Genomic DNA, 18,667 nt, shown 5'->3' with positions numbered 1-18,667 from the left:
TGAACATATTGACTGGCGGGGCTAGATCTTGAAGCCTAAGGACAAGAGCAATTGTGCCGTCTCGTGCATGGGCAGTCCCATGATGCCAGAGTAGGAGCCCGAGATGTGCGAGATGAAGGCGGCCGCCCTGCCCTGCACCGCGTACGCACCCGCCTTGCCCATGGGTTCGCCGCCGGCCACATAGGCGCTGATCTGCCGCCGGCTCATGGGAGCGAAGCTCACACGCGAAGTGCTCAGAACCTGCACCCGGCGGCGCGGGGTCCCGAGGGCCACGGCGGTCAGCACCCGGTGGCTGCGAGCGGCCAGCTCGCCCAGCATGCGGCGGGCATCGGCCGCATCGGCTGGCTTGCCGTAGATGGCGCGGCCCAGGGCCACGGTGGTGTCCGAACAGAGGACCGGCGCGGCCGGCAGGCCGCGGCGCCTCAGGCGCGCCAGCGCGGCATCCAGCTTGAGCTGGGTCACGCGCTGCACATAGGCGGCAGGCGCCTCGCCAGGCAGAACGGCCTCGATGCCTTCCGCGTCTTCATCCTTCCCAGGCAGCAGCAGTTCGTGGCGCACGCCCAACTGCTCCAGCAACTGGCGGCGGCGCGGGCTTTGGGACGCGAGATAGATAAATTTCCCGTTCGCCCTGAGCTTGTCGAAGGGCTCCAGGGCTTCGACGGGTTCAGCCCGAACGGAAGGGGTAGCGCGGCCGGTCATGAAGACTATTCCCGGTGATACGGATGGTTGGCGTTGATCGACCAGGCCCGGTAGAGCTGCTCGACCAGCAGCACGCGCACCATGGCGTGCGGCAGGGTCAGGTCCGAGAGGCGGATGCGTTCGTGCGCCGCCTGGCGAAACGCCGGATCCAGCCCGTCGGGGCCGCCGATGACCAGCGCCACGTCGTCACCACCGAGCTGCCAGTCCTTGAGCTTGGCCGCCAGGGCCATGGTGCTCAGCGTGGCGCCGCGCTCGTCCAGCGCGACGATGCGGGTGCCCTTGGGGATCGCTTCCTCGATGCGCTTGCGCTCGGCCGCCATCAATTGCTCCACGGTCCTGGAGCCGCGCGGTTCGGTCTTGACCGCCTTGAGTTCGGCGCGCAACTCCGGCGGGAAACGCTTGGCGTAGTCGTCCCAGGCCGTCTGCGCCCAGTCGGGCACGCGCTGGCCGACCGCGACGATCAGCAGCTTCACCGGGCCTTGCGGGTCGCCGCCTTCTTGGCCGGCGCCTTGGCTGCCCTGCTGGCCGGCCTGGCGGCGGTCTTGGCCGCCGTCTTCTTGGCCGGCGCCTTGGCCGCATTCACCTTGACGGTCTTGAGCGGGGCCCGGGCCGCGCTCTTCCTGGCTGGGGCCTTGGCCGTGCTCTTGCCGGCCGGGGCCTTGGCTGAGGCCGTTTTCTTGGCCGCCGGCTTGCCGGCTGCCTTCTTGCGGTCCTGCGCCTTCTTCTCCTCGGCCTTCTTCAGCTGGGCGCGCGAGGGATAGGCCTCGGCCACACCCTGCTTGGCGGCGCTGGCGCGCTTGAGGCTCCCGGTCTTGGCGGGGGCGGCGGCCTTGGCCGGCGCCTTCTCGGCCAGTTTGGCCGAGGGCTTGTCGGCACCGAACTTCAGGCGGATAGGCGTCTCACCCCAGAGATCTTCCAGGTGGTAATACTGGCGAATGGCCGGCTGCATGATGTGCACCACGGCCGCGCCACAGTCCACGATGATCCACTCCCCATTTTCCTCACCCTCCATGCGGGGCTTGGCAAAACCGGCATCGCGCACGGCATCGCGCACGCTGGCCGCCAGCGCCTTGGTCTGGCGGTTGGAGGTGCCCGAAGCCACCACCACACGCTCGAAGAGCGCCGAGAGTTTCTCGGTATTGAACACCTGGATGTCCTGGGCCTTCACGTCCTCCAGGCCATCGACGATGGCGCGCTGGAGCTTCTGGGTATCTTTCTTGGCAGCGGTTTCAGTGGTCATCAGGTGCTTTGATAGAGATTATGTTGTTCAATATAACGCGCAACGGCGGGGCTGACCAGTGGGGCGATGCCCTGCCGGCTGGCGACGCGGGTACGGATGCCGGTGGCGCTGATGTCCATGGCCGGCATCTGCAGCTTGCAAAAACGTCCGGTCATCTCGGGCGGCGGGACGAAGCGGGTTTCCTGGCCTGTCAGAAGATCCCGGTCAGCTACACAAATTATAGCAAGATGGACAATCTCCTTCCAATTCCGCCAGGTCGGCAGCACATCGGCCTGGTCCTTGCCCATGACCAGATGGAGATCGGCCTGCGGGTTTTCAGCCTGCAGTTCGCGCAGAGTGTCCAGGGTGTAGGAGGGGCCGGCGCGGCGGATTTCCCGGTCGTCCAGCCGCACCTGGGTCAGGCCCTCGAAAGCCAGCCGGCTCATGGCCAGGCGGTGTGTGGCATCGGTCAGCGGCCGGCTCTTGTGCCAGGCCTGGCCGGTGGGCAGCACGCGCAACTCGTCCAGCTGGAGCTGCTCGATGGCGGCCCGGGCCAGGGCGCGGTGCGCCAGATGCGGCGGATCGAAGGCGCCGCCGAACATGCCAAGTTTTCTGGGGAAGCTCTGCATTACTTGAATCCGTTCGGACTGAGCTCGTCGAAGTCCTGGTCGACGCGGATGCGGCGTTTCGACAGGCTCAACGCGAACGGGTGCATGGACATCATCGTGTAAGGAAGCAACACTCAGACCCAATCACGCCGCGGCAAAAAGCGGGTGTAGAGCCCGGCCTCGGGCGAACCCGGCGCAGGCTGCTGCTGGTAGGCCCAGCTCACCAGCGGCGGCATGGACAGCAGGATGGACTCGGTGCGGCCGCCCGACTGCAGGCCGAAGTGCGTGCCACGGTCCCAGACCAGGTTGAACTCGACGTAACGGCCCCGGCGGTAGAGCTGGAAGGCGCGTTCGCGTTCGCCATAAGCCAGCGATTTGCGGCGCTCCACGATGGGCAGGTAGGCGGCCAGGAAAGCATCGCCCAGGGCGCGCAGCATGGCGAAACTGCCCTCGAAACCCAGCTCGGAGAAGTCGTCGAAAAACACGCCGCCGACACCGCGCTGCTCATTGCGGTGCTTGAGGAAAAAATATTCATCGCACCAGGCCTTGAAGCGCGGGTACTTGTCCTCGCCAAAAGGCTGCAGCGCATCGCGGCAGACCGTATGGAAATGCACCGCGTCTTCCTCGAAGCCGTAATAAGGGGTCAGGTCCATGCCGCCGCCGAACCAGCAGACGTCCTGACCATCTTTGCCCTTGGCCGCCAGCATGCGCACGTTCATGTGCACGGTGGGCACATAGGGGTTGCGCGGGTGGAAGACCAGGGACACGCCCATGGCCTCGAAGGGCGCGCCGGCCAGTTCGGGGCGGTGCTGGGTGGCCGAAGGCGGCAACTTGAGGCCCTGCACATAGGAAAAACCGCAACCGGCCCGTTCGAACACCGGGCCGTTCTCCAGGATCATGGTCAGGCCCTGGCCCTGCAACGGTTCCCCTGGTTCCTTCTGCCAGGCATCGGCCAGGAAGCTGCCGCCGTCGATGGCGGTGATGGCCTCGGTGATGCGCTGCTGCAGGTCCTGCAGGTAGTCGCGCACGGTGTGGACGTTGGAGGCCGGAGTCGTCATGGCGTTACTTCACGATGGTTTCGCTGCGTGGCACGGTGGCGTCGAGCAGGCGGATGGGCGCGGCGTTTTCGGGCCGGCAGCCGACGGCCCCTTCCAGGGCCGTCGCGATACGCGCAAAGTCGGTGGTCTCGTCGCCGCTCAGGCGCAGGAAGCTGCGCACCGTCACTTCACGCCCGGCGTAATTGACCTTCACCAGCGCCAGCGGCACACCGGCCTGCACCGCCGTGCGGTAGAAGCCGCTGCGCCAGCCCGGAATGTACTTGCGCGTGCCTTCAGGGGCCAGCGCCAGCCAGAAATATTCGCCGCGCTCGCGCGCCGTCTGCATGCGGGCCGCGGTGTCGCTCACCACACCCTTGGCACTGGTGCGCTCCACCGGAACGCCGCCGAGGTAGCGCATCCAGTGCCCGAAAACGGGAACACGGAACAGGCTGTCCTTGCCCCAGAAACGCACGGGAATGCCGATGGTCCATTTGACGATCAGCAGGTTCACAAAATCCCAGTTGCTGGTGTGCGGATAGACCGCCAGCACACCCTGCAGGCCGGGCAGGCCCTCGAAATGCACGGACCAGCCCATGCGTCGCAACAAGCAGCGCGCCAGTGCGCTGCCGCGGAATTGCACCGGATGGGGCGGTGGGAAGTCGTTGGGGATCATCCCTTGATGGCGCGGAAGCCTATGTCGCGGCGGTACTGCATACCGTCGAAGCGTATGCCCTGCGCCAGCTCGTAGGCGCGCTGCTGGGCCTGCTTGGTCGTGTCGCCCAGGGCCGTCACGCACAGCACACGACCACCCGTGACCTGCACCTGGCCGTCCTGCAGCGCGGTGCCGGCATGGAAGACCACGCCCTCCTCCGTGTCGGCCGGCAGGCCGGTGATGACGTCACCCTTGCGCGGGTTCATGGGGTAACCAAACGCGGCCATGACCACGCCCAGGGCGATGCGGCGGTCCCAGTCCAGCTCGACCTGGTCCAGCTTGCCATCGGTGGCCGCCAGCATCACGTCCACCAGATCGCTCTTGAGTCGCATCATGATGGGCTGGGTCTCGGGGTCACCCATGCGGCAATTGAACTCCAGGGTCTTGGGCTGCCCCTGGGCGTCGATCATCAGGCCCGCGTAGAGGAAGCCGGTGTAGGGAATGCCGTCTTTCTCCATGCCGCGGATGGTCGGCAGGATGATCTCGCGCATGGCGCGCGCATGCACCTCGGGCGTGACCACGGGCGCGGGCGAATAGGCGCCCATGCCGCCGGTGTTGGGACCCCGGTCGGCGTCGAGCAGGCGTTTGTGGTCCTGGCTGGTCGCCAGGGCCACCACGTTCTTGCCGTCACACAGAACGATGAAGCTGGCCTCCTCCCCCTGGAGGAATTCCTCGATGACGACACGCGCCCCACCCGCGTTGTGGCTGACACCCAGCTTGTTGTCCAGCAGCATGAAGTCGATGGCCTCGTGCGCCTCGGCCTTGTTCATGGCCACGACCACGCCCTTGCCCGCGGCCAGGCCGTCGGCCTTGACCACGATGGGCGCGCCCATCTTGTCCACATAGGCATGGGCCGCCACCGGATCGGTGAAAGTGTCGTACGCGGCCGTGGGAATGCCGTGGCGCTTCATGAAGGCCTTGGAGAAGGCCTTGGAAGATTCGAGCTGCGCCGCCGCCTGGGTGGGTCCGAAGACGCGCAGGCCGTGGGCACGGAACTCGTCCACCACGCCGGCCGCCAGCGGCGCCTCGGGACCGACCACCGTCAAAGCTATCTTTTCCTGCTGCGCCCACTCGCGCAGGGCCTGCCCATCCGTGATGGGCAGATTGACCAGGCGCTTGTCGCGCGCGGTACCGCCATTGCCCGGCGCAACGTAAACCATCTGCACCTTGGGGGACTGGGCCAGTTTCCAGGCCAGCGCGTGTTCGCGGCCACCGCCGCCAATGACGAGTACTTTCATATCAACCTTTACCTACTGCCTGTCATGCAGGCCAACAGAGTCTAAAACCCAGCGGACACCGTGGAACCGGCTTTGCCGGGCCACTGGTGTCGCCCCCTGCAAGGGGGGTGGCAGAGCGACACGAAGTGCGCGCAGCCTGTGGGTGTTCAATCAAAGCGCTGCGTTGTGGAAAACATCCTGCACATCGTCCAGGTCTTCCAGGACGTCCAGCAGCTTCTGCATCTTGGCGGCATCGTCGCCGCTGAGTTCTATGGTGTTTTCGGGGCGCATGGTCACGCCGGCCATCTCGGCCTTGAGGCCGGCAGCCTCCAGCGCGTTCTTCACGGCCTCGAAATCATGCGGCGTGGTCAGCACCTCGATGGCGCCGTCCTCATCGCTCACCACGTCCTCGGCGCCGGCTTCCAGCGCCACTTCCATGACCTTGTCTTCATTGGTGCCCGGGGCAAAGATCAGCTGGCCGCAGTGCTTGAACTGGAAAGCCACCGAGCCTTCGGTGCCCATATTGCCGCCCTGCTTGGAAAAGGCGTGGCGCACCTCGGCCACGGTGCGCACGCGGTTGTCGGTCATGGTGTCGACGATGATGGCCGCCCCGCCGATGCCGTAACCCTCGTAGCGGATCTCGTCATAATGCACGCCTTCCTGGTTGCCAGTGGCCTTGTCGATGTTGTACTTGACGCGGTCGGCCGGCATATTGGCGGCCCGGGCCTTGTCGATCGCCAGGCGCAGGCGCGGGTTGGCGGCCGGGTCGCCGCCACCGGCGCGGGCCGCCACGGTGATTTCACGGACGATGCGGGTCCAGATCTTGCCGCGTTTTTCGTCCTGCCGCCCCTTGCGGTGTTGGATATTGGCCCATTTACTGTGTCCAGCCACGGGGAGTCCTCTGATTTTGTTAGGCTATAAAGCCTGAGATTGTACTTTTAGGGATATCCATGGCCGACCCCATCCTGATTGCGCAGCACGGCGATGTGCAATGTTTCCTGCGCCCCGACAAGGCCAATCGCCACGGCCTCATCACCGGCGCCACCGGCACCGGCAAGACCATCACCCTGCAGACCCTGGCCGAGGGCTTCTCGCGCATCGGCGTGCCGGTCTTCCTGGCCGACATCAAGGGCGACCTGACCGGCATCTCGCAGGCCGGCAAGATCGGCGACAAGCTGGCCAAGGTGCTGGCCGAACGCGGCCTGAGCGCCCCCCCATCCCAGGCCTGCCCCACCACCCTGTGGGACGTGTTCGGCGCCCAGGGCCATCCCGTGCGCGCCACCGTCAGCGACCTGGGCCCCCTGCTGCTGGGCCGCATGCTCAACCTGAACGAGACCCAGGAAGGCGTGTTGCAGCTGGTCTTCAAGATTGCCGACGACCAGGGCCTGCTGCTGCTGGACCTCAAGGACCTGCGCGCCATGTGCCAGCACGTGGGCGACAACGCCTCGCAATTCACCACCCAGTACGGCAACATCAGCGCGGCCAGCATCGGCGCCATCCAGCGCGGCCTGTTGCAGATCGAGAGCCAGGGTGGCGACAAGTTCTTCGGCGAGCCCATGCTCAACATCGCCGACTTCATGCAGACCGTGAATGTGGCCCCCCAGACGCCTGCGGCGTCGGCCCCCCGAGGGGGCGCTGCGTCATCTGGGGGCGGCCCGGCGATGACGCAGGCCCACGGCGTGGTCAACGTGCTGGCGGCCGACAAGCTCATGAATTCGCCGCGCCTCTACGCCACCTTCCTGCTCTGGCTGCTCTCCGAACTGTTCGAGCAGCTGCCCGAGGTCGGTGACCTGGACAAGCCCAAGCTGGTGTTCTTCTTCGACGAGGCCCACCTGCTTTTCAACGACTCGCCCAAGGCGCTGCTGGAACGCATCGAACTCGTGGTGCGCCTGGTGCGTTCCAAGGGCGTGGGCGTCTATTTCGTCACGCAGAACCCGCTGGACATCCCGGACACCGTGCTGGGCCAGCTGGGCAACCGCGTGCAGCACGCGCTGCGCGCCTTCACCCCGCGCGACCAGAAGGCCGTCAAATCCGCTGCCGAAACCATGCGCCCCAAGCCCGGCCTGGACATTGCAGCCGCCATCACCGAGCTGGGCGTGGGCGAGGCCCTGATCAGCCTGCTCGACGAAAAAGGCCGTCCCAGCCTGACCGAGCGCGTCTACGTGCTGCCCCCGGGCAGCCAGATCGGCCCGGTCGCACCGGAGCAGCGTCAGGCCCTGCTGGCCAACTCCGTGGTGGCCGGTGTCTACGAAAAAACCGTGGACCGTGAGTCGGCCTTCGAACGTCTGGCCAGCCGCACCCAGCAGAAACAGGCCCAGGAAAAAGCGACGGGCGAAGCCACAGCCGCAGAAAAATCCGGCGGGGGCGGTCTGCTCGACAGCCTGGGGGGCATGCTGGGCGGCGGCGCCAGGGGCACACGCGCCAGCGCGGGCGAGCAATTGATCAAGAGCGCGGCCAGTTCGATCGGCCGCGAGGTCGGGCGTCAGATCATCCGCGGGGTGCTGGGTAGCATACTGGGCGGGGGCAAGCGGCGGTAACAGCGCCCCACGGACACCAGCTGCAAGTGGTAGATTCCGCCCCACTGCCCTCCCTGCGAGCAAGAGACAAGCTGCTGTTCCTAAGGAGTCCCCGACGTGCCCACCTCGCCCCCCAACCCGCGAGCATCCGGCAATGCCCAAAAGGCTGGCGTGATCAGCGCCCAGGACACGATCGACTGGCGCATCAAGGAACTGCGCGCGTTCGATCCATCCCGGATCCATGATCGCTGGGACCCAAGTCTTGAAAGCCTGAAAAAAAGCATCAATGACGCCTTGGCCGAGGTCTTGGGAAACAACTCGCTCGACTACAAGAAATTCGAGCTTGAAGCATTCGATGCGACGCTGCCCTCGGATTTCGGCGGCCGCTATTCCACCGAAGAATTACAGCAGGCGGTCAAGGAAGGCCTGGAGAAGGCCATCGTCAACCTCAAGCGCGTGAAAGTCCTGCTGGACGNGCACCAGCACCAGCACCAGCACCAGCACCAGCACCAGCACCAGCACCAGCACCAGCACCAGCACCAGCACCAGCACCAGCACCAGCACCAGCACCAGCACCAGCACCAGCACCAGCTGTGCCCACTGTCCGCCCCGCCAACACCGCATCCGACAAGAATGTCCGCGTTGCCGTCATCTGCCACCACGATGTTCAGGCCCGCGACGCGGCCTCGGGTTTCATCGAGCGACTGGGACTGCAGGCAACGGTCCTGCCCGAGGCGCCCAAGCCCACGGATGGCGAATTCCTTGATCGACTGCAAGGTCTGCGCAACCTGGATTTCGCCGTCATCCTTTTGCCGGCGAATGCCCTGGACACGGCTACCGCGGCAAGCAAGTTACTCCCGCGGGAACTGCTGCTGGAACTTGGTTATTTGCTGGGCGCCCTGGGCCGGGCTCGCATCTGCTTTCTGTTATCGGGCAATGTGGCAAGAACACTTCCGTGGAACGACGTCGTGGGTTTGCCCATGGATGACGCAGCCTTATGGCACCTGCTGCTGGCCCGTTCCATGAAACAGGCCGGATTGGACGTGGACCTGAACCGGGCCCTCTGATCACTGCCCGTCCAGACGCATTCAGCGCTCGCGATCAAGGGCTCAAAAGCACGCCACGAGATCGGCAGCAGATCATCCCGGGGCAGGGAACACCCAGGGCGACGGGAAGAGAAAGCGGCCACGGGGCACCTCCGCTTCGCCAGGCGGTGCCAACCTGAACAACCGGAGCCCTCCCCCATGCGGCGTCCAGCCCGGCTCCCCAGTTCATGGGATGGCGCTTGCTGGAATGGAGGCAGAGACTCTCTCACACCCATTGCGTTCGACTTCGCTTGAGCGAAATGGCCTCGCAGAGCACCACGGCGGCCGCCTCCCGGAGGGCAGGACTCAAAAATATGCCGGGTTATTGCGATATCAGCTGTCACCCATCTATGGAGCCTTATCGTGAAAACACTTTTCCGACATCTGCTGCATTTCAGCCTGCTCATTTTTGCCCTGGTATCAACGCCTGTCCAGGCATTGGACTCATCCGACGGTGGCTGCACCGAGACCGACGGTTCATGGACCTGCACCGGCGACGTCATCGTTGTCACGGGCTCGTCAGACACCTTTGGCTGCAGAAAGAACCCCGCCAACTGTCTTCCCCCTCCCCCTCCACCGCCGCCTGGAGGCGGGGAAAGCGGAGGGGCCGGCCCGGGCCACGGGATTGACGTCAAGGACCGCGAAACATCCCTTGAAAATCAACTTCGCTCCATGGACTGCGCCGACCTCAAGGAGCAGGAAAGTCTCTACGCGTCCTACGTCAACATAGAAAACCAGATTCTTGCGCAGCAAAAGCAGAACCTGACGGAAGCGGAAGGCCAGATTGGCAGCGACTTCTATTCTCAAAAGGAACTGGACAGTCTGGAGCAGATCAAGAACCTGAGTTGCAGCACCTATGACATGAGCAAACAAGCGCGGCTCAACAAGCCTCGTGAATGCATCGAAAGACCGGGCAAGCCCCCCATCTGCAGAACGCCCTCCCCGAGCGCAGGGGAGCTACAGCAGCTCCAGCAATGCCGCAGCGATCAACGCGACCTTTCAACCCGTCAAAATGGTCTCGCTGAATGGAAGAATCGGAAAGCCGCCGCAGAAGCGGGCGTCCAGAAATGGACGGCCAGCGCAAATCACACGAAATCCATGCTGAGCAAGATTCGGGCCGAAATGCGCCGCAAGAAGTGCACATCCTAGGCAAACACGCTCTTCCGAACTGATCGGCGGAGTATCAAGAGAGAAGAGAGGCGGCATGCATGCCGCCTCTCTTGCTTACTGCGCCACCCATCCCCCATCCATATTCCAGGCCGCCCCCCGCACATTGTTGCCGGCGGGTGAGCAGAAGAACACGGCGAGCTCACCCAGCTCCTCCGGGGTGGTGAACTGCATGGACGGCTCCTTCTCGCCCAGCAGCAGCTTCTTGGCTTCCTCATTGGAGATCTTGAGCGCGGCGGCCTTGGCGTCCACCTGTTTCTGCACCAGCGGGGTCAGCACCCAACCCGGACAGATGGCGTTGCAGGTCACGCCCGTGGTGGCGTTTTCCAGCGCGGTCACCTTGGTCAGTCCGATCACGCCGTGCTTGGAGGCCACGTAGGCCGACTTCTCGGCCGAGGCCACCAGGCCGTGCGTGGAAGCCACGTTGATGATGCGGCCCCAGTTGGCTGCGCGCATGGCCGGCAGGGCCAGGCGCGTGGCGTGAAAGGCGCTGGTCAGGTTGATGGCGATGATGGCATCCCAACGCTCGGTGGGAAAGTCCTCGATGCGCGCCACGTGCTGGATACCGGCGTTGTTGACCAGAATATCGACACGGCCGCGCCCGAACTGCCCGGCGGCGAATTTCATCATGTCCTCGATCTCGGCCGGCTTGCTCATGTCGGCGCCGTGGTAGGCCACCTTGACGCCCAGAGCGGCGATCTCTGCCTTGGGACCCTCGACGTCGCCGAAGCCATTGAGTACGATGTCGGCGCCCTGGCGGGCCAGGGCCTTGGCGACCCCCAGGCCGATGCCGCTGGTGGAGCCGGTGACGAGAGCTGTTTTACCTTTGAGCATGCTGATATCTCCGAAGCAGTTGAGGACTGTACGTTTGAATTAGGATGATGCCAAGTGCACCCGATGAACTGATTTCACCATGTCCGAGCCTACGCTGAACTACGTAACTTGTCCCGACGCCACCGGCGGCCACCGGATGGCCTGTTGGCAATGGGGCCGCCCCGAAGCGGGGCATGTGGTGGTCTGCGTGCATGGCCTGTCGCGCCAGGGGCGCGATTTCGATACGCTGGCCCAGGCCCTGTGCGAGCGCAGCGGCGGTAGCGTGCGCGTGGTCTGCCCCGATGTGGCGGGACGCGGGCAGAGCGACTGGCTGCGTGATCCCATGGGCTACCAGATTCCCGCCTATGCGGCCGATATGGGCGTCCTGCTGGCCCAACTGCAGGCGACCACGCTGGACTGGGTGGGCACCAGCATGGGCGGGCTGATCGGCTTGGTGCTGGCCGGCCAGCCTCATCTGCCATTCAAGCTGCGCAAACTCGTGCTCAACGACGTGGGCCCGACCATCTCCTGGCAGGCCATCCAGCGCATCGGCGAATACCTGGGGGTGCCGATCCGTTTCACGTCCGTCGAACAGGCGGCCGAAGCGCTGCGCCTGATCTCCGCGGGCTTCGGACCGCACACACCCGAGCAGTGGCTGGCGCTGACCCGGCCCATGCTCAAGCCGGCCACCGACGGCAGTGGCGGCTTTGCACTGCATTACGACCCGGCGATCGCCATCCCCTTCCGCAGGCTCACGCCGGAGAGCTCAGCCCAGGGGGAAGCCGTGCTCTGGCAGCTCTACGACGCCGTCCACGCCGAGACGCTGCTGCTGCGCGGCGCCGACTCCGATCTGTTCGCGCGTGAGACCGCCTCGGCCATGACACAACGCGGCCCGCGCGCACGCCTGGTCGAATTCGCCGGCATCGGCCACGCCCCGACCCTGGTCGCCGCGGACCAGGTACAGACCGTCTGCGATTTCCTGCTCGGCGCCGGCTCCTGAGTCCCCGATGAAAAGCCACGCCTCCGAGCTGCCCGGCAGCGAGCCCCGTTCTCCGCTGCTCGCCGTCACGGCCCACAGCCTGCCCGAGCAGGCCCACGCCCTGGCACGCGCGCGCGCTTTCGCCGAACCCCTGCTGGCCAGCGAGACGCTGGACACCAGTGAGAACACGCTGACCCATGCCGATGCGGTGGCGACCATCCTCAAGGCCATCGGCGGCTCCGAGGCCATGCAGGCCGCCTGCTACCTGGTGTATGCCTGCGGCCACCTGAACAAGCCGCAGGAAACCATCACCAAGGCCTTCGGCGAGAGTTATGCCGAACTGGCCGTGGAAACCACCAAGCTGGTCCAGGTGCAGCGCCAGGCGCGCGCCGCCCAGCTGGCGGCCGAACGCAGCGGCGCGCCCGTGCCCATGGCCCAGACCAGCGCCATGCAGACCGAAAACGTGCGCAAGATGCTGCTGGCCTTCTCGCGCGACCTGCGCGTGGTGCTGCTGCGCCTGGCCTCGCGCCTGCAGACCCTGCGCTACTTCGCCGCCACCAAGCAGCCGGTGCCGCCCGGCCTGGCGGCCGAGTCGCTCAACGTGTTCGCGCCCTTGGCCAACCGCCTGGGGATCTGGGAGATCAAGTGGGAGATGGAAGACCTGTCCTTCCGCTTCCTGGAGCCCGGCACCTACAAGCAGATCGCAGGCCTGCTCGATGAAAAACGCATCGAGCGCGAGGACTACGTGCTGAGCTTGCGCGAACGGCTGGAGGTCGAGCTGCGTGCGCAGGGCGTTCCGGCCCAGGTGCAGGGCCGGCCCAAGCACATCTACAGCATCGTCAAGAAGATGCGCGGCAAGTCCCTGGACTTCGACCATGTCTACGACGTGCGCGCGCTGCGCATCATCGTGAAGTCCGTGCCCGACTGCTATGCGGCGCTGAGCTGGGTGCACAGCCAGTTCACACCGGTGACCGAGGAGTTCGACGACTACATCGCACGACCGAAGGCCAACGGTTACCAGTCCCTGCACACCATCGTGCGCGACCGCGAAGGCCGGGCCATCGAGATCCAGATCCGCACCCAGGCCATGCACGAACACGCCGAACACGGCGTGGCCGCGCACTGGGCCTACAAGGAAGCCGGCGCCAAGGGTTATTCGGGTGTCACGGCCGACAGCAGCTACGACGCCAAGATCGCCGTGCTGCGCCAGCTGCTGGCCTGGGAGCGCGATCTGTCGGGCCCGCAGCAGGCCCAGGGCGTGTTCGAGGACCGCATCTACGTGCTCACGCCCGACGCCGCCATCGTCGAGCTGCCCCAGGGCGCCACCGCGGTGGACTTTGCCTACAGCGTGCACACCAACCTGGGCCACCGCTGCCGCGGCGCGCGCGTGGACGGTGTCATGGTGCCCTTGAATACGGCCCTGAAGAACGGCCAGACCGTGGAGATCGTGGCCGCCAAGGAAGGCGGCCCCTCGCGCGACTGGCTCAACACCGAGCTGGGTTTCATGGTCAGCCCGCGCGCGCGCTCCAAGGTGCGCGCCTGGTTCAATGCCCAGGCCACGCATGAGACCATCGCACGCGGCCGCGAGGCCGTGGAAAAGCTGCTGCAACGCGAAGGCCGTACCGCCATCAAACTCGACGACCTGGCCGGTCAACTGGGCTTCGCCTCGGCCGACGCCCTGTTCGAAGTCGTGGGCAAGGACGAGTTCTCGCTGCGCAGCATCGAGGCCGTGTTGCGCCCGGTCGAGCCGACGGCGCCAGCGGACGAGCAGGCCCTGCTCAAGAAATTCAAGGGTGGGAGCAGTGCGCGCGGCGGTGTGCTGGTGGTCGGCGTCGATTCGCTGCTCACGCAGCTGGCCAAGTGCTGCAGGCCGGCGCCGCCCGACGAGATCCGCGGTTTCGTCACGCGCGGCAAGGGGGTCAGCGTGCACCGTGCCGACTGCAGCAATCTGCACCAGCTGGTGGTCCAGCACGGCGAACGCGTGATCGAGGTCGAGTGGGGTGTTCCCAAGGGCGGCGAGGCCCCGCTCTACCCGGTGGACGTGTCCATCGAAGCTTCCGACCGCCAAGGCCTGCTGCGCGACATCCTGGAAGTCTTCTCCAAGGAAAAGCTCAACGTCGTGGGTGCGCAGACGCAGACGGTCAAGGGCGTGGCGTGGATGACGCTGACGGTGGAGATTTCGGATTCGGGGCGGCTGGGGAAGGTGCTGGCGACTGTGGCGGGTTTGGCGGGTGTGCGGACGGCACGGCGGCGTTGATTTTGTCCTGCCGCGGTCTGGGATGGGGCGGCATGGTCGGGATGAGCGCCCGACAGCGGATTGGTCTCGGGCTTCACCCTGGCGCGCGGGGCCAGGACCCCGGTCTATACAGGCACGCCGGCAGGGGCGAATCGAAACGCAGGTCAGTTCGACTGCTTGAACGCCATCACCGCCTGATTGCGCAGCGTGCGCAAGAGCGCCAGTTCCCTTTCACCCAGCTGCAGTTCACCCGCTTCACCCTTGTCGGCGTAGATCAGGCCGAAGGGGGCGCCCTTGATCACCAGGGGCAGCAGCAGGAAGGTCGGCGCATGGACCGCCTGGCGGTACCAGGCCGGCAGGCGTTCGGCCACCCGCGCCTCGGTGGCGTCGCTGATCATGGTGTCGGCGCCCTTGCTGCAAACGGCGGAGAACAGGTCGCTCTTCTCCGGGTTCAGCGGAATGCGGAAGGACTTGACGATGCGCTCCACGCCCGGACCCAGGCCGAAGCGCCCCGTCAGCGCATCCTGCTTGGCATCACGCATGCAGAACACGATCTGACGAAAACCCATGGCGCGTAACATGGTCTCCAGGATCATGCGCAGGATGTCAGGCAGCTTGAAATCCTCGACCATGGCGTTGGTGATGTCCTGGATGCCCGCGGCCAGCATCTCGGCCACGCGCTGGGAATCCCGGGCCAGGGCGGCGATCTGCTCGGGCGTCACGGGCTGGGTGGCGTGCAGTTCGAAGGAACCCACCGAAACGTGGAAAGCATCGTCTGCCACAGCCGGCTCGTGCAGGGTCACGGTGCGGGGCGTCGCGCCGCCGTTGGGACCTGTCTGCAGCAGACGGGCGGCCAGCGAGTCGGGCGCCACTTTGAAGTCCATGGCGCGCGCCAACTCGGCCAGCTTGTCGCGTGCGCGCTGGGTCGCGGCCTCCATGCCCTTGTGATCGATGCCGATGCCACGCGCGTAGCGCTGGCCCACCTGGGCCACCTGGGCCTGTGCGGACCTGGGCTCGGTGTGCAAGAGGGCATCGGCCATTTCGTTCGAAGCCAGCGCAATCCAGCGCAGCCGGTCCCCAAGCTCCTTGGGCGGTGTCGACGGTGGGGAGCCGGACGGTTTTCGTATGCAGTGCTGGATGCTCTCGGGCAGGTTCCAGGCCCTGCTGATCCCCACGCCCAGCTCCTCGTAGTTGATGCCCAGCACGGTGATGGCGGCGCTGTCCTCGGACACGGGTTCCTTGCCGGACATCAGGGCGCGCACGGCGCGCGCTTCTTCGGGGAAATAGTATTCGGTCAGCAGCCGCCCCAGGTTCTGGAACATGGCGCCCAGAAAGGCCTCCTCGCCCTCGCTGCGCACGGGGCTGAGTTCGATGGCGATCGCACCGGCCATCAGCGAGCGCAGGAATTCCTCCTTCAGCAGGCTGGCATGCGTCTTGTCCTGCATGTGCTCCAGCAGCACCAGGCTCAGCGCCATGTTGCGGATGCCGTTGAATCCCACCAGTGTGACCGCGCGCGACACCGTGCTGATGGGTCCGCCGCGCGCGTACTGCGCGGTGTTGACCAGACGCAGCAGCTTGTTGGTCAAAGCCACGTCCTTGAGGATTTCGTTGGTGAGGGTGGCCACGCTCTCGCGGTCCGAGCTGGAAATGCTCTGGATGCGTACGATGGAGCCCGACATGGCCGGGAAATCGCTCTTGTGGCGCATGCGCCGCAACAGGAACTCCACCGTCCCGTTGTGGCTGTCCCTGCCAGGATCGGTCAGGGGCGTCGTCACCGGCCGCAGCCACTTCTTCAGTTCATCACGGAACACCTGGGCCGAGGGGTGGCGCTGGCGCGGGTCGCGCATCAGACCACGCAGCAGCATGGCGCGCAAGGTGTCGTCAGCCTCGCTGCCCAGATCCGCCGGCAGTTGCAGGTCCTCCAGCGCCACGCGCTGCATGGCGCGCCAGGGGTCGCGCTCGTCGATCAGGCGCCGCCCGCTGAGCGCCTCGACCAGGACCACGGCGGCGGAAAAAAGATCCATGGCCGGCGTGGGCGGTGCGCCGGTGGCGGCCTCCGGCGACATATACCCCGGGGTGCCACCCGTCTGCGCCCGCGCGCCGGCCCCGGCTCCCGCAGAGCCGCTTTCCTGCACGCGCACGGCAATGCCGAAGTCCATCACGCGCGCCCGGCCGCCGGCGTCCACCAGCACATTGGAGGGCTTGAGGTCTCGGTGCACGATGCCGGCCGCATGCGCAGCCGCCAGCGCCTCCAGCACGTCGACCATCAGGCCCACCGCCTGGGCCGGCGGCAGCGCCCCGCGCTGGTGCAGGATGGCCGCCAGGGTCTGGCCGGGCACGTACTCGAAGACCAGGTAGGGCTGCTGCTCCTGCACATCGGCTTCGAAGACCGGAATGATGTTGGGGTGGTTCAGGCGGCTGACGCTGCGCGCCTCCTGCAGCCACTGGTTCACCAGCGCGGCATCGGCGCCCTGCTCGGGCCGCAGCAGCTTGAGGGCCACCTCACGTTCCAGCCGGGGGTCGAAGGCCAGCCAGACCGTGGCCTGTCCGCCCCGTCCGATCATGCGCCGCAGATTGAAGCGCCCGATGCTGTCGCCCACCTTGGGCTCGGGCAGCGCCGCGGCGGATCGCCGGTTGTTCTGGAAAGTGGGCAGGGGCGGCATGTCATCAGCAGTGTAGACGAGTCATGCCGGCACGCCAGCCGCCACAAAGGCGTTCCGGCGCCAGGGGCGCTACTTGAGCTGCACCGTCCCGCTGACGGTGACCTGCACCTGGGCCTGGCCGGCCTCGACCGGCAGTGGCGCGTCGGAAGCCATGCTGGCCTTCGCCTCCGTGGCCATGAAACGCGGGCGGATCTGCGCACCCAGTTCCTGGCTGTTGATGTTGATCTCGCGCAGGCTGTAGCTGCTGAAGCCGAAACCGCGCGCGATCTCGCCGGCCCGGGCCCGGAAACGCTCGATGGCCTGGGCCTGGGCCTGCTGCTCCAGGCGCTCGCGCTGCTCGCGGCGCAGGCCGAAGACCGTCTGCGCCACCGCCATGCCCTGGATGCGGCCCGCCAGGGCCGCAATGCGTTCCAGATCGTTGCCGGACAGCACCAGTTCGGCCGCCCCCTGCCAGGCGCTGATGCGACCGTCACGGTTGCTGCGGGGGTAAAGACCGAAATGGCCGCTGCGCACCTCCAGGGCTCCGGGCTGGGCGGCGGGGCGGGCCTCGGCCAGGGCTGCGTCCAGCACGGCCTTGAGCTGTTGCTGCACCACAGTGGGGTCGCTGCCTTCACGCATGGCGCGCAGCGTCACGCTGAGCTGGTCCTGGCGCGCCTCCAGCGTGGCCGTGGCCGTGAACTGAACGACATCACGCGGGATCGGCCCCAGCTGGGCCTGGGCCACAGGCGTGGCCCACAGGCCGGTGGTCAGCAACAGAACGGGGCCGGAAGGAAAAAAGATTTTCATGGCGCGACTCCTGAGGCTACCGGGCATTCTTGCGGTGACGTACTTGCGCATTGGGCCGAGATTTGTAACAGTATGTCAAAGTCAGGCCTGCAGGAGGCTGAGGGCCGGTTGCGACCGGCAGAATCCGCAGGCTGTACACCGTCCAAGGCCGAGCATAGAACATGACGTCCATTTCAAGCCGCACCGACAAGATCCTGGTGGTCGATGACGACGCGCGCATCCGCGATCTGCTGCGCCGCTACCTGACGCAGGAGGGCTTCGAGGTCTTCCAGGCCGAAGACGGCAAGTCCCTCACGCGCATCCTGCTGCGCGAGACGGTCGACCTCATCGTGCTCGACCTCATGATGCCCGGTGAGGACGGCCTGTCCATCTGTCGGCGCCTGCGCGCGGCCAACGACAGGACGCCCATCATCATGCTGACGGCCAAGGTCGAGGACGTGGACCGTATCGTGGGCCTGGAAGTCGGCGCCGACGACTACCTGGGCAAGCCCTTCAACCCGCGCGAACTGCTCGCGCGCATCAACGCCGTGCTGCGCCGCCGCCCGGCGCAAGAAGCCCCTGGCGCCCCGTCGAGCGAACAGGAAGTGGTGAGCTTCGGCCCCTACACCTTCGACATGGGCGCGCGCACCCTGCGCAAGGACGGCGAAGAGCTGCCCCTGACCACCGGTGAATTCGCCATGCTCAAGGCCCTGGTGCGCCACCCGCGCCAGCCCATGTCGCGCGAGAAGCTGGCCCAGCAGGCGCGCGGCCGCGAGTTCGAGCCCTTCGACCGCAGCCTGGACGTGCAGGTTTCGCGCCTGCGCAAGCTCATCGAGGTCGATCCGGCCGCACCGCGTTACATCCAGACGGTCTGGGGCGTGGGCTACGTCTTCGTACCGGACGGTGCAGGTTGATCTTTCGCAGACATCGCTCATCCACCCCGCTGCGCCC

At 66.2% G+C, this 18,667-nt stretch carries 17 protein-coding genes; 6 read left to right on the top strand and 11 right to left on the bottom strand.

Features of this window, described 5'->3' with window-relative positions; all coding sequences use genetic code 11:
* Nucleotides 1-21: 21 nt before the first annotated feature.
* The 8 genes from ACYVH8_RS09845 to ACYVH8_RS09810 all read right to left on the bottom strand — a co-directional run bounded on the left by ACYVH8_RS09845 (nucleotide 22) and on the right by ACYVH8_RS09810 (nucleotide 6,383).
* The gene (locus ACYVH8_RS09845; RefSeq protein WP_460488680.1) at nucleotides 22-699 is read right to left on the bottom strand and encodes a Maf family protein; all 678 of its coding nucleotides are present in this window, start codon (nucleotides 697-699) and stop codon (nucleotides 22-24) included.
* 5 nt (nucleotides 700-704) lie between these two features.
* Nucleotides 705-1,172 carry a 23S rRNA (pseudouridine(1915)-N(3))-methyltransferase RlmH gene (gene rlmH / locus ACYVH8_RS09840; RefSeq protein WP_460488679.1) on the bottom strand — a complete coding sequence of 156 codons (468 nt, stop codon included), beginning with the start codon at nucleotides 1,170-1,172 and terminating at the stop codon, nucleotides 705-707.
* Entirely contained in the window at nucleotides 1,169-1,939 is a 771-nt protein-coding gene (gene rsfS / locus ACYVH8_RS09835) for a ribosome silencing factor (RefSeq protein WP_460488678.1), read from the bottom strand. Before rsfS ends, rlmH begins: the two co-directional genes overlap by 4 nt.
* The gene (nadD, locus tag ACYVH8_RS09830; protein WP_460488677.1) at nucleotides 1,939-2,520 is read right to left on the bottom strand and encodes a nicotinate (nicotinamide) nucleotide adenylyltransferase; all 582 of its coding nucleotides are present in this window, start codon (nucleotides 2,518-2,520) and stop codon (nucleotides 1,939-1,941) included. The genes rsfS and nadD overlap by 1 nt, the downstream gene beginning before the upstream one ends.
* 140 nt (nucleotides 2,521-2,660) lie before the next feature.
* On the bottom strand, nucleotides 2,661-3,584 hold the full coding sequence (gene hemF / locus ACYVH8_RS09825; protein WP_460488676.1) for an oxygen-dependent coproporphyrinogen oxidase: 924 nt from the start codon (nucleotides 3,582-3,584) through the stop codon (nucleotides 2,661-2,663).
* A gap of 4 nt (nucleotides 3,585-3,588) precedes the next feature.
* Nucleotides 3,589-4,236 (bottom strand): 1-acyl-sn-glycerol-3-phosphate acyltransferase, encoded by a 648-nt coding sequence (locus ACYVH8_RS09820; protein ID WP_460488675.1) that lies wholly within the window; start codon nucleotides 4,234-4,236, stop codon nucleotides 3,589-3,591.
* Nucleotides 4,233-5,513 carry a phosphoribosylamine--glycine ligase gene (purD, locus tag ACYVH8_RS09815; protein WP_460488674.1) on the bottom strand — a complete coding sequence of 427 codons (1,281 nt, stop codon included), beginning with the start codon at nucleotides 5,511-5,513 and terminating at the stop codon, nucleotides 4,233-4,235. The genes ACYVH8_RS09820 and purD overlap by 4 nt, the downstream gene beginning before the upstream one ends.
* 150 nt (nucleotides 5,514-5,663) lie before the next feature.
* A complete protein-coding gene (locus ACYVH8_RS09810; RefSeq protein ID WP_460488673.1) occupies nucleotides 5,664-6,383 on the bottom strand; it encodes a YebC/PmpR family DNA-binding transcriptional regulator in 720 nt (239 codons plus the stop codon).
* A 59-nt stretch (nucleotides 6,384-6,442) separates the two neighbouring features.
* Here ACYVH8_RS09810 and ACYVH8_RS09805 point away from each other — a divergent pair, with 59 nt between their 5' ends.
* The 3 genes from ACYVH8_RS09805 to ACYVH8_RS09795 all read left to right on the top strand — a co-directional run bounded on the left by ACYVH8_RS09805 (nucleotide 6,443) and on the right by ACYVH8_RS09795 (nucleotide 10,242).
* On the top strand, nucleotides 6,443-8,029 hold the full coding sequence (locus ACYVH8_RS09805; protein ID WP_460488672.1) for a helicase HerA-like domain-containing protein: 1,587 nt from the start codon (nucleotides 6,443-6,445) through the stop codon (nucleotides 8,027-8,029).
* A 572-nt stretch (nucleotides 8,030-8,601) separates the two neighbouring features.
* A complete protein-coding gene (locus tag ACYVH8_RS09800) occupies nucleotides 8,602-9,075 on the top strand; it encodes a TIR domain-containing protein (protein WP_460488671.1) in 474 nt (157 codons plus the stop codon).
* 381 nt (nucleotides 9,076-9,456) lie between these two features.
* On the top strand, nucleotides 9,457-10,242 hold the full coding sequence (locus ACYVH8_RS09795; protein ID WP_460488670.1) for a hypothetical protein: 786 nt from the start codon (nucleotides 9,457-9,459) through the stop codon (nucleotides 10,240-10,242).
* Nucleotides 10,243-10,317: 75 nt separating this feature from the next.
* Here ACYVH8_RS09795 and ACYVH8_RS09790 read toward each other — a convergent pair whose 3' ends face one another.
* The gene (locus ACYVH8_RS09790) at nucleotides 10,318-11,094 is read right to left on the bottom strand and encodes a 3-hydroxybutyrate dehydrogenase (protein ID WP_460488669.1); all 777 of its coding nucleotides are present in this window, start codon (nucleotides 11,092-11,094) and stop codon (nucleotides 10,318-10,320) included.
* Nucleotides 11,095-11,173: 79 nt separating this feature from the next.
* On the opposite strand from ACYVH8_RS09790, the gene ACYVH8_RS09785 reads away from it, so the two are divergent.
* Together ACYVH8_RS09785 and ACYVH8_RS09780 are read left to right on the top strand one after the other, a co-directional pair.
* Nucleotides 11,174-12,073, top strand: coding sequence for an alpha/beta fold hydrolase (locus ACYVH8_RS09785; RefSeq protein ID WP_460488668.1), 900 nt, complete (start codon nucleotides 11,174-11,176; stop codon nucleotides 12,071-12,073).
* 7 nt (nucleotides 12,074-12,080) lie between these two features.
* Nucleotides 12,081-14,309 (top strand): RelA/SpoT family protein, encoded by a 2,229-nt coding sequence (locus tag ACYVH8_RS09780; protein WP_460488667.1) that lies wholly within the window; start codon nucleotides 12,081-12,083, stop codon nucleotides 14,307-14,309.
* A gap of 143 nt (nucleotides 14,310-14,452) precedes the next feature.
* Here ACYVH8_RS09780 and ACYVH8_RS09775 read toward each other — a convergent pair whose 3' ends face one another.
* The gene (locus ACYVH8_RS09775) at nucleotides 14,453-16,951 is read right to left on the bottom strand and encodes a protein kinase domain-containing protein (RefSeq protein ID WP_460488666.1); all 2,499 of its coding nucleotides are present in this window, start codon (nucleotides 16,949-16,951) and stop codon (nucleotides 14,453-14,455) included.
* A 69-nt stretch (nucleotides 16,952-17,020) separates the two neighbouring features.
* Complete coding sequence (locus ACYVH8_RS09770; protein ID WP_460488665.1) at nucleotides 17,021-17,737, bottom strand: SIMPL domain-containing protein; 717 nt, start codon at nucleotides 17,735-17,737, stop codon at nucleotides 17,021-17,023.
* A gap of 161 nt (nucleotides 17,738-17,898) precedes the next feature.
* Between ACYVH8_RS09770 and ompR the strand changes: the two genes are divergently transcribed.
* Nucleotides 17,899-18,630: an osmolarity response regulator transcription factor OmpR gene (gene ompR, locus ACYVH8_RS09765; RefSeq protein ID WP_460488664.1), complete on the top strand. Its 732-nt coding sequence runs from the start codon at nucleotides 17,899-17,901 to the stop codon at nucleotides 18,628-18,630.
* The last annotated feature ends 37 nt before the right edge of the window (nucleotides 18,631-18,667 follow it).

Source organism: Curvibacter fontanus (assembly GCF_054780335.1).
The sequence above is the reverse complement of the archived record's forward strand: the minus strand, read 5'-3'. Positions and strand labels throughout refer to the sequence as shown.

Coding starts and splice junctions, on each gene's coding strand:
- ACYVH8_RS09845 (WP_460488680.1), bottom strand. CDS start 699: ATGACCGGCCGCGCTACCCCTTCCGTTCGGGCTGAACCCGTCGAAGCC.
- rsfS (WP_460488678.1), bottom strand. CDS start 1,939: ATGACCACTGAAACCGCTGCCAAGAAAGATACCCAGAAGCTCCAGCGC.
- nadD (WP_460488677.1), bottom strand. CDS start 2,520: ATGTTCGGCGGCGCCTTCGATCCGCCGCATCTGGCGCACCGCGCCCTG.
- hemF (WP_460488676.1), bottom strand. CDS start 3,584: ATGACGACTCCGGCCTCCAACGTCCACACCGTGCGCGACTACCTGCAG.
- ACYVH8_RS09820 (WP_460488675.1), bottom strand. CDS start 4,236: ATGATCCCCAACGACTTCCCACCGCCCCATCCGGTGCAATTCCGCGGC.
- purD (WP_460488674.1), bottom strand. CDS start 5,513: ATGAAAGTACTCGTCATTGGCGGCGGTGGCCGCGAACACGCGCTGGCC.
- ACYVH8_RS09805 (WP_460488672.1), top strand. CDS start 6,443: ATGGCCGACCCCATCCTGATTGCGCAGCACGGCGATGTGCAATGTTTC.
- ACYVH8_RS09790 (WP_460488669.1), bottom strand. CDS start 11,094: ATGCTCAAAGGTAAAACAGCTCTCGTCACCGGCTCCACCAGCGGCATC.
- ACYVH8_RS09785 (WP_460488668.1), top strand. CDS start 11,174: ATGTCCGAGCCTACGCTGAACTACGTAACTTGTCCCGACGCCACCGGC.
- ACYVH8_RS09780 (WP_460488667.1), top strand. CDS start 12,081: ATGAAAAGCCACGCCTCCGAGCTGCCCGGCAGCGAGCCCCGTTCTCCG.
- ACYVH8_RS09775 (WP_460488666.1), bottom strand. CDS start 16,951: ATGCCGCCCCTGCCCACTTTCCAGAACAACCGGCGATCCGCCGCGGCG.
- ACYVH8_RS09770 (WP_460488665.1), bottom strand. CDS start 17,737: ATGAAAATCTTTTTTCCTTCCGGCCCCGTTCTGTTGCTGACCACCGGC.
- ompR (WP_460488664.1), top strand. CDS start 17,899: ATGACGTCCATTTCAAGCCGCACCGACAAGATCCTGGTGGTCGATGAC.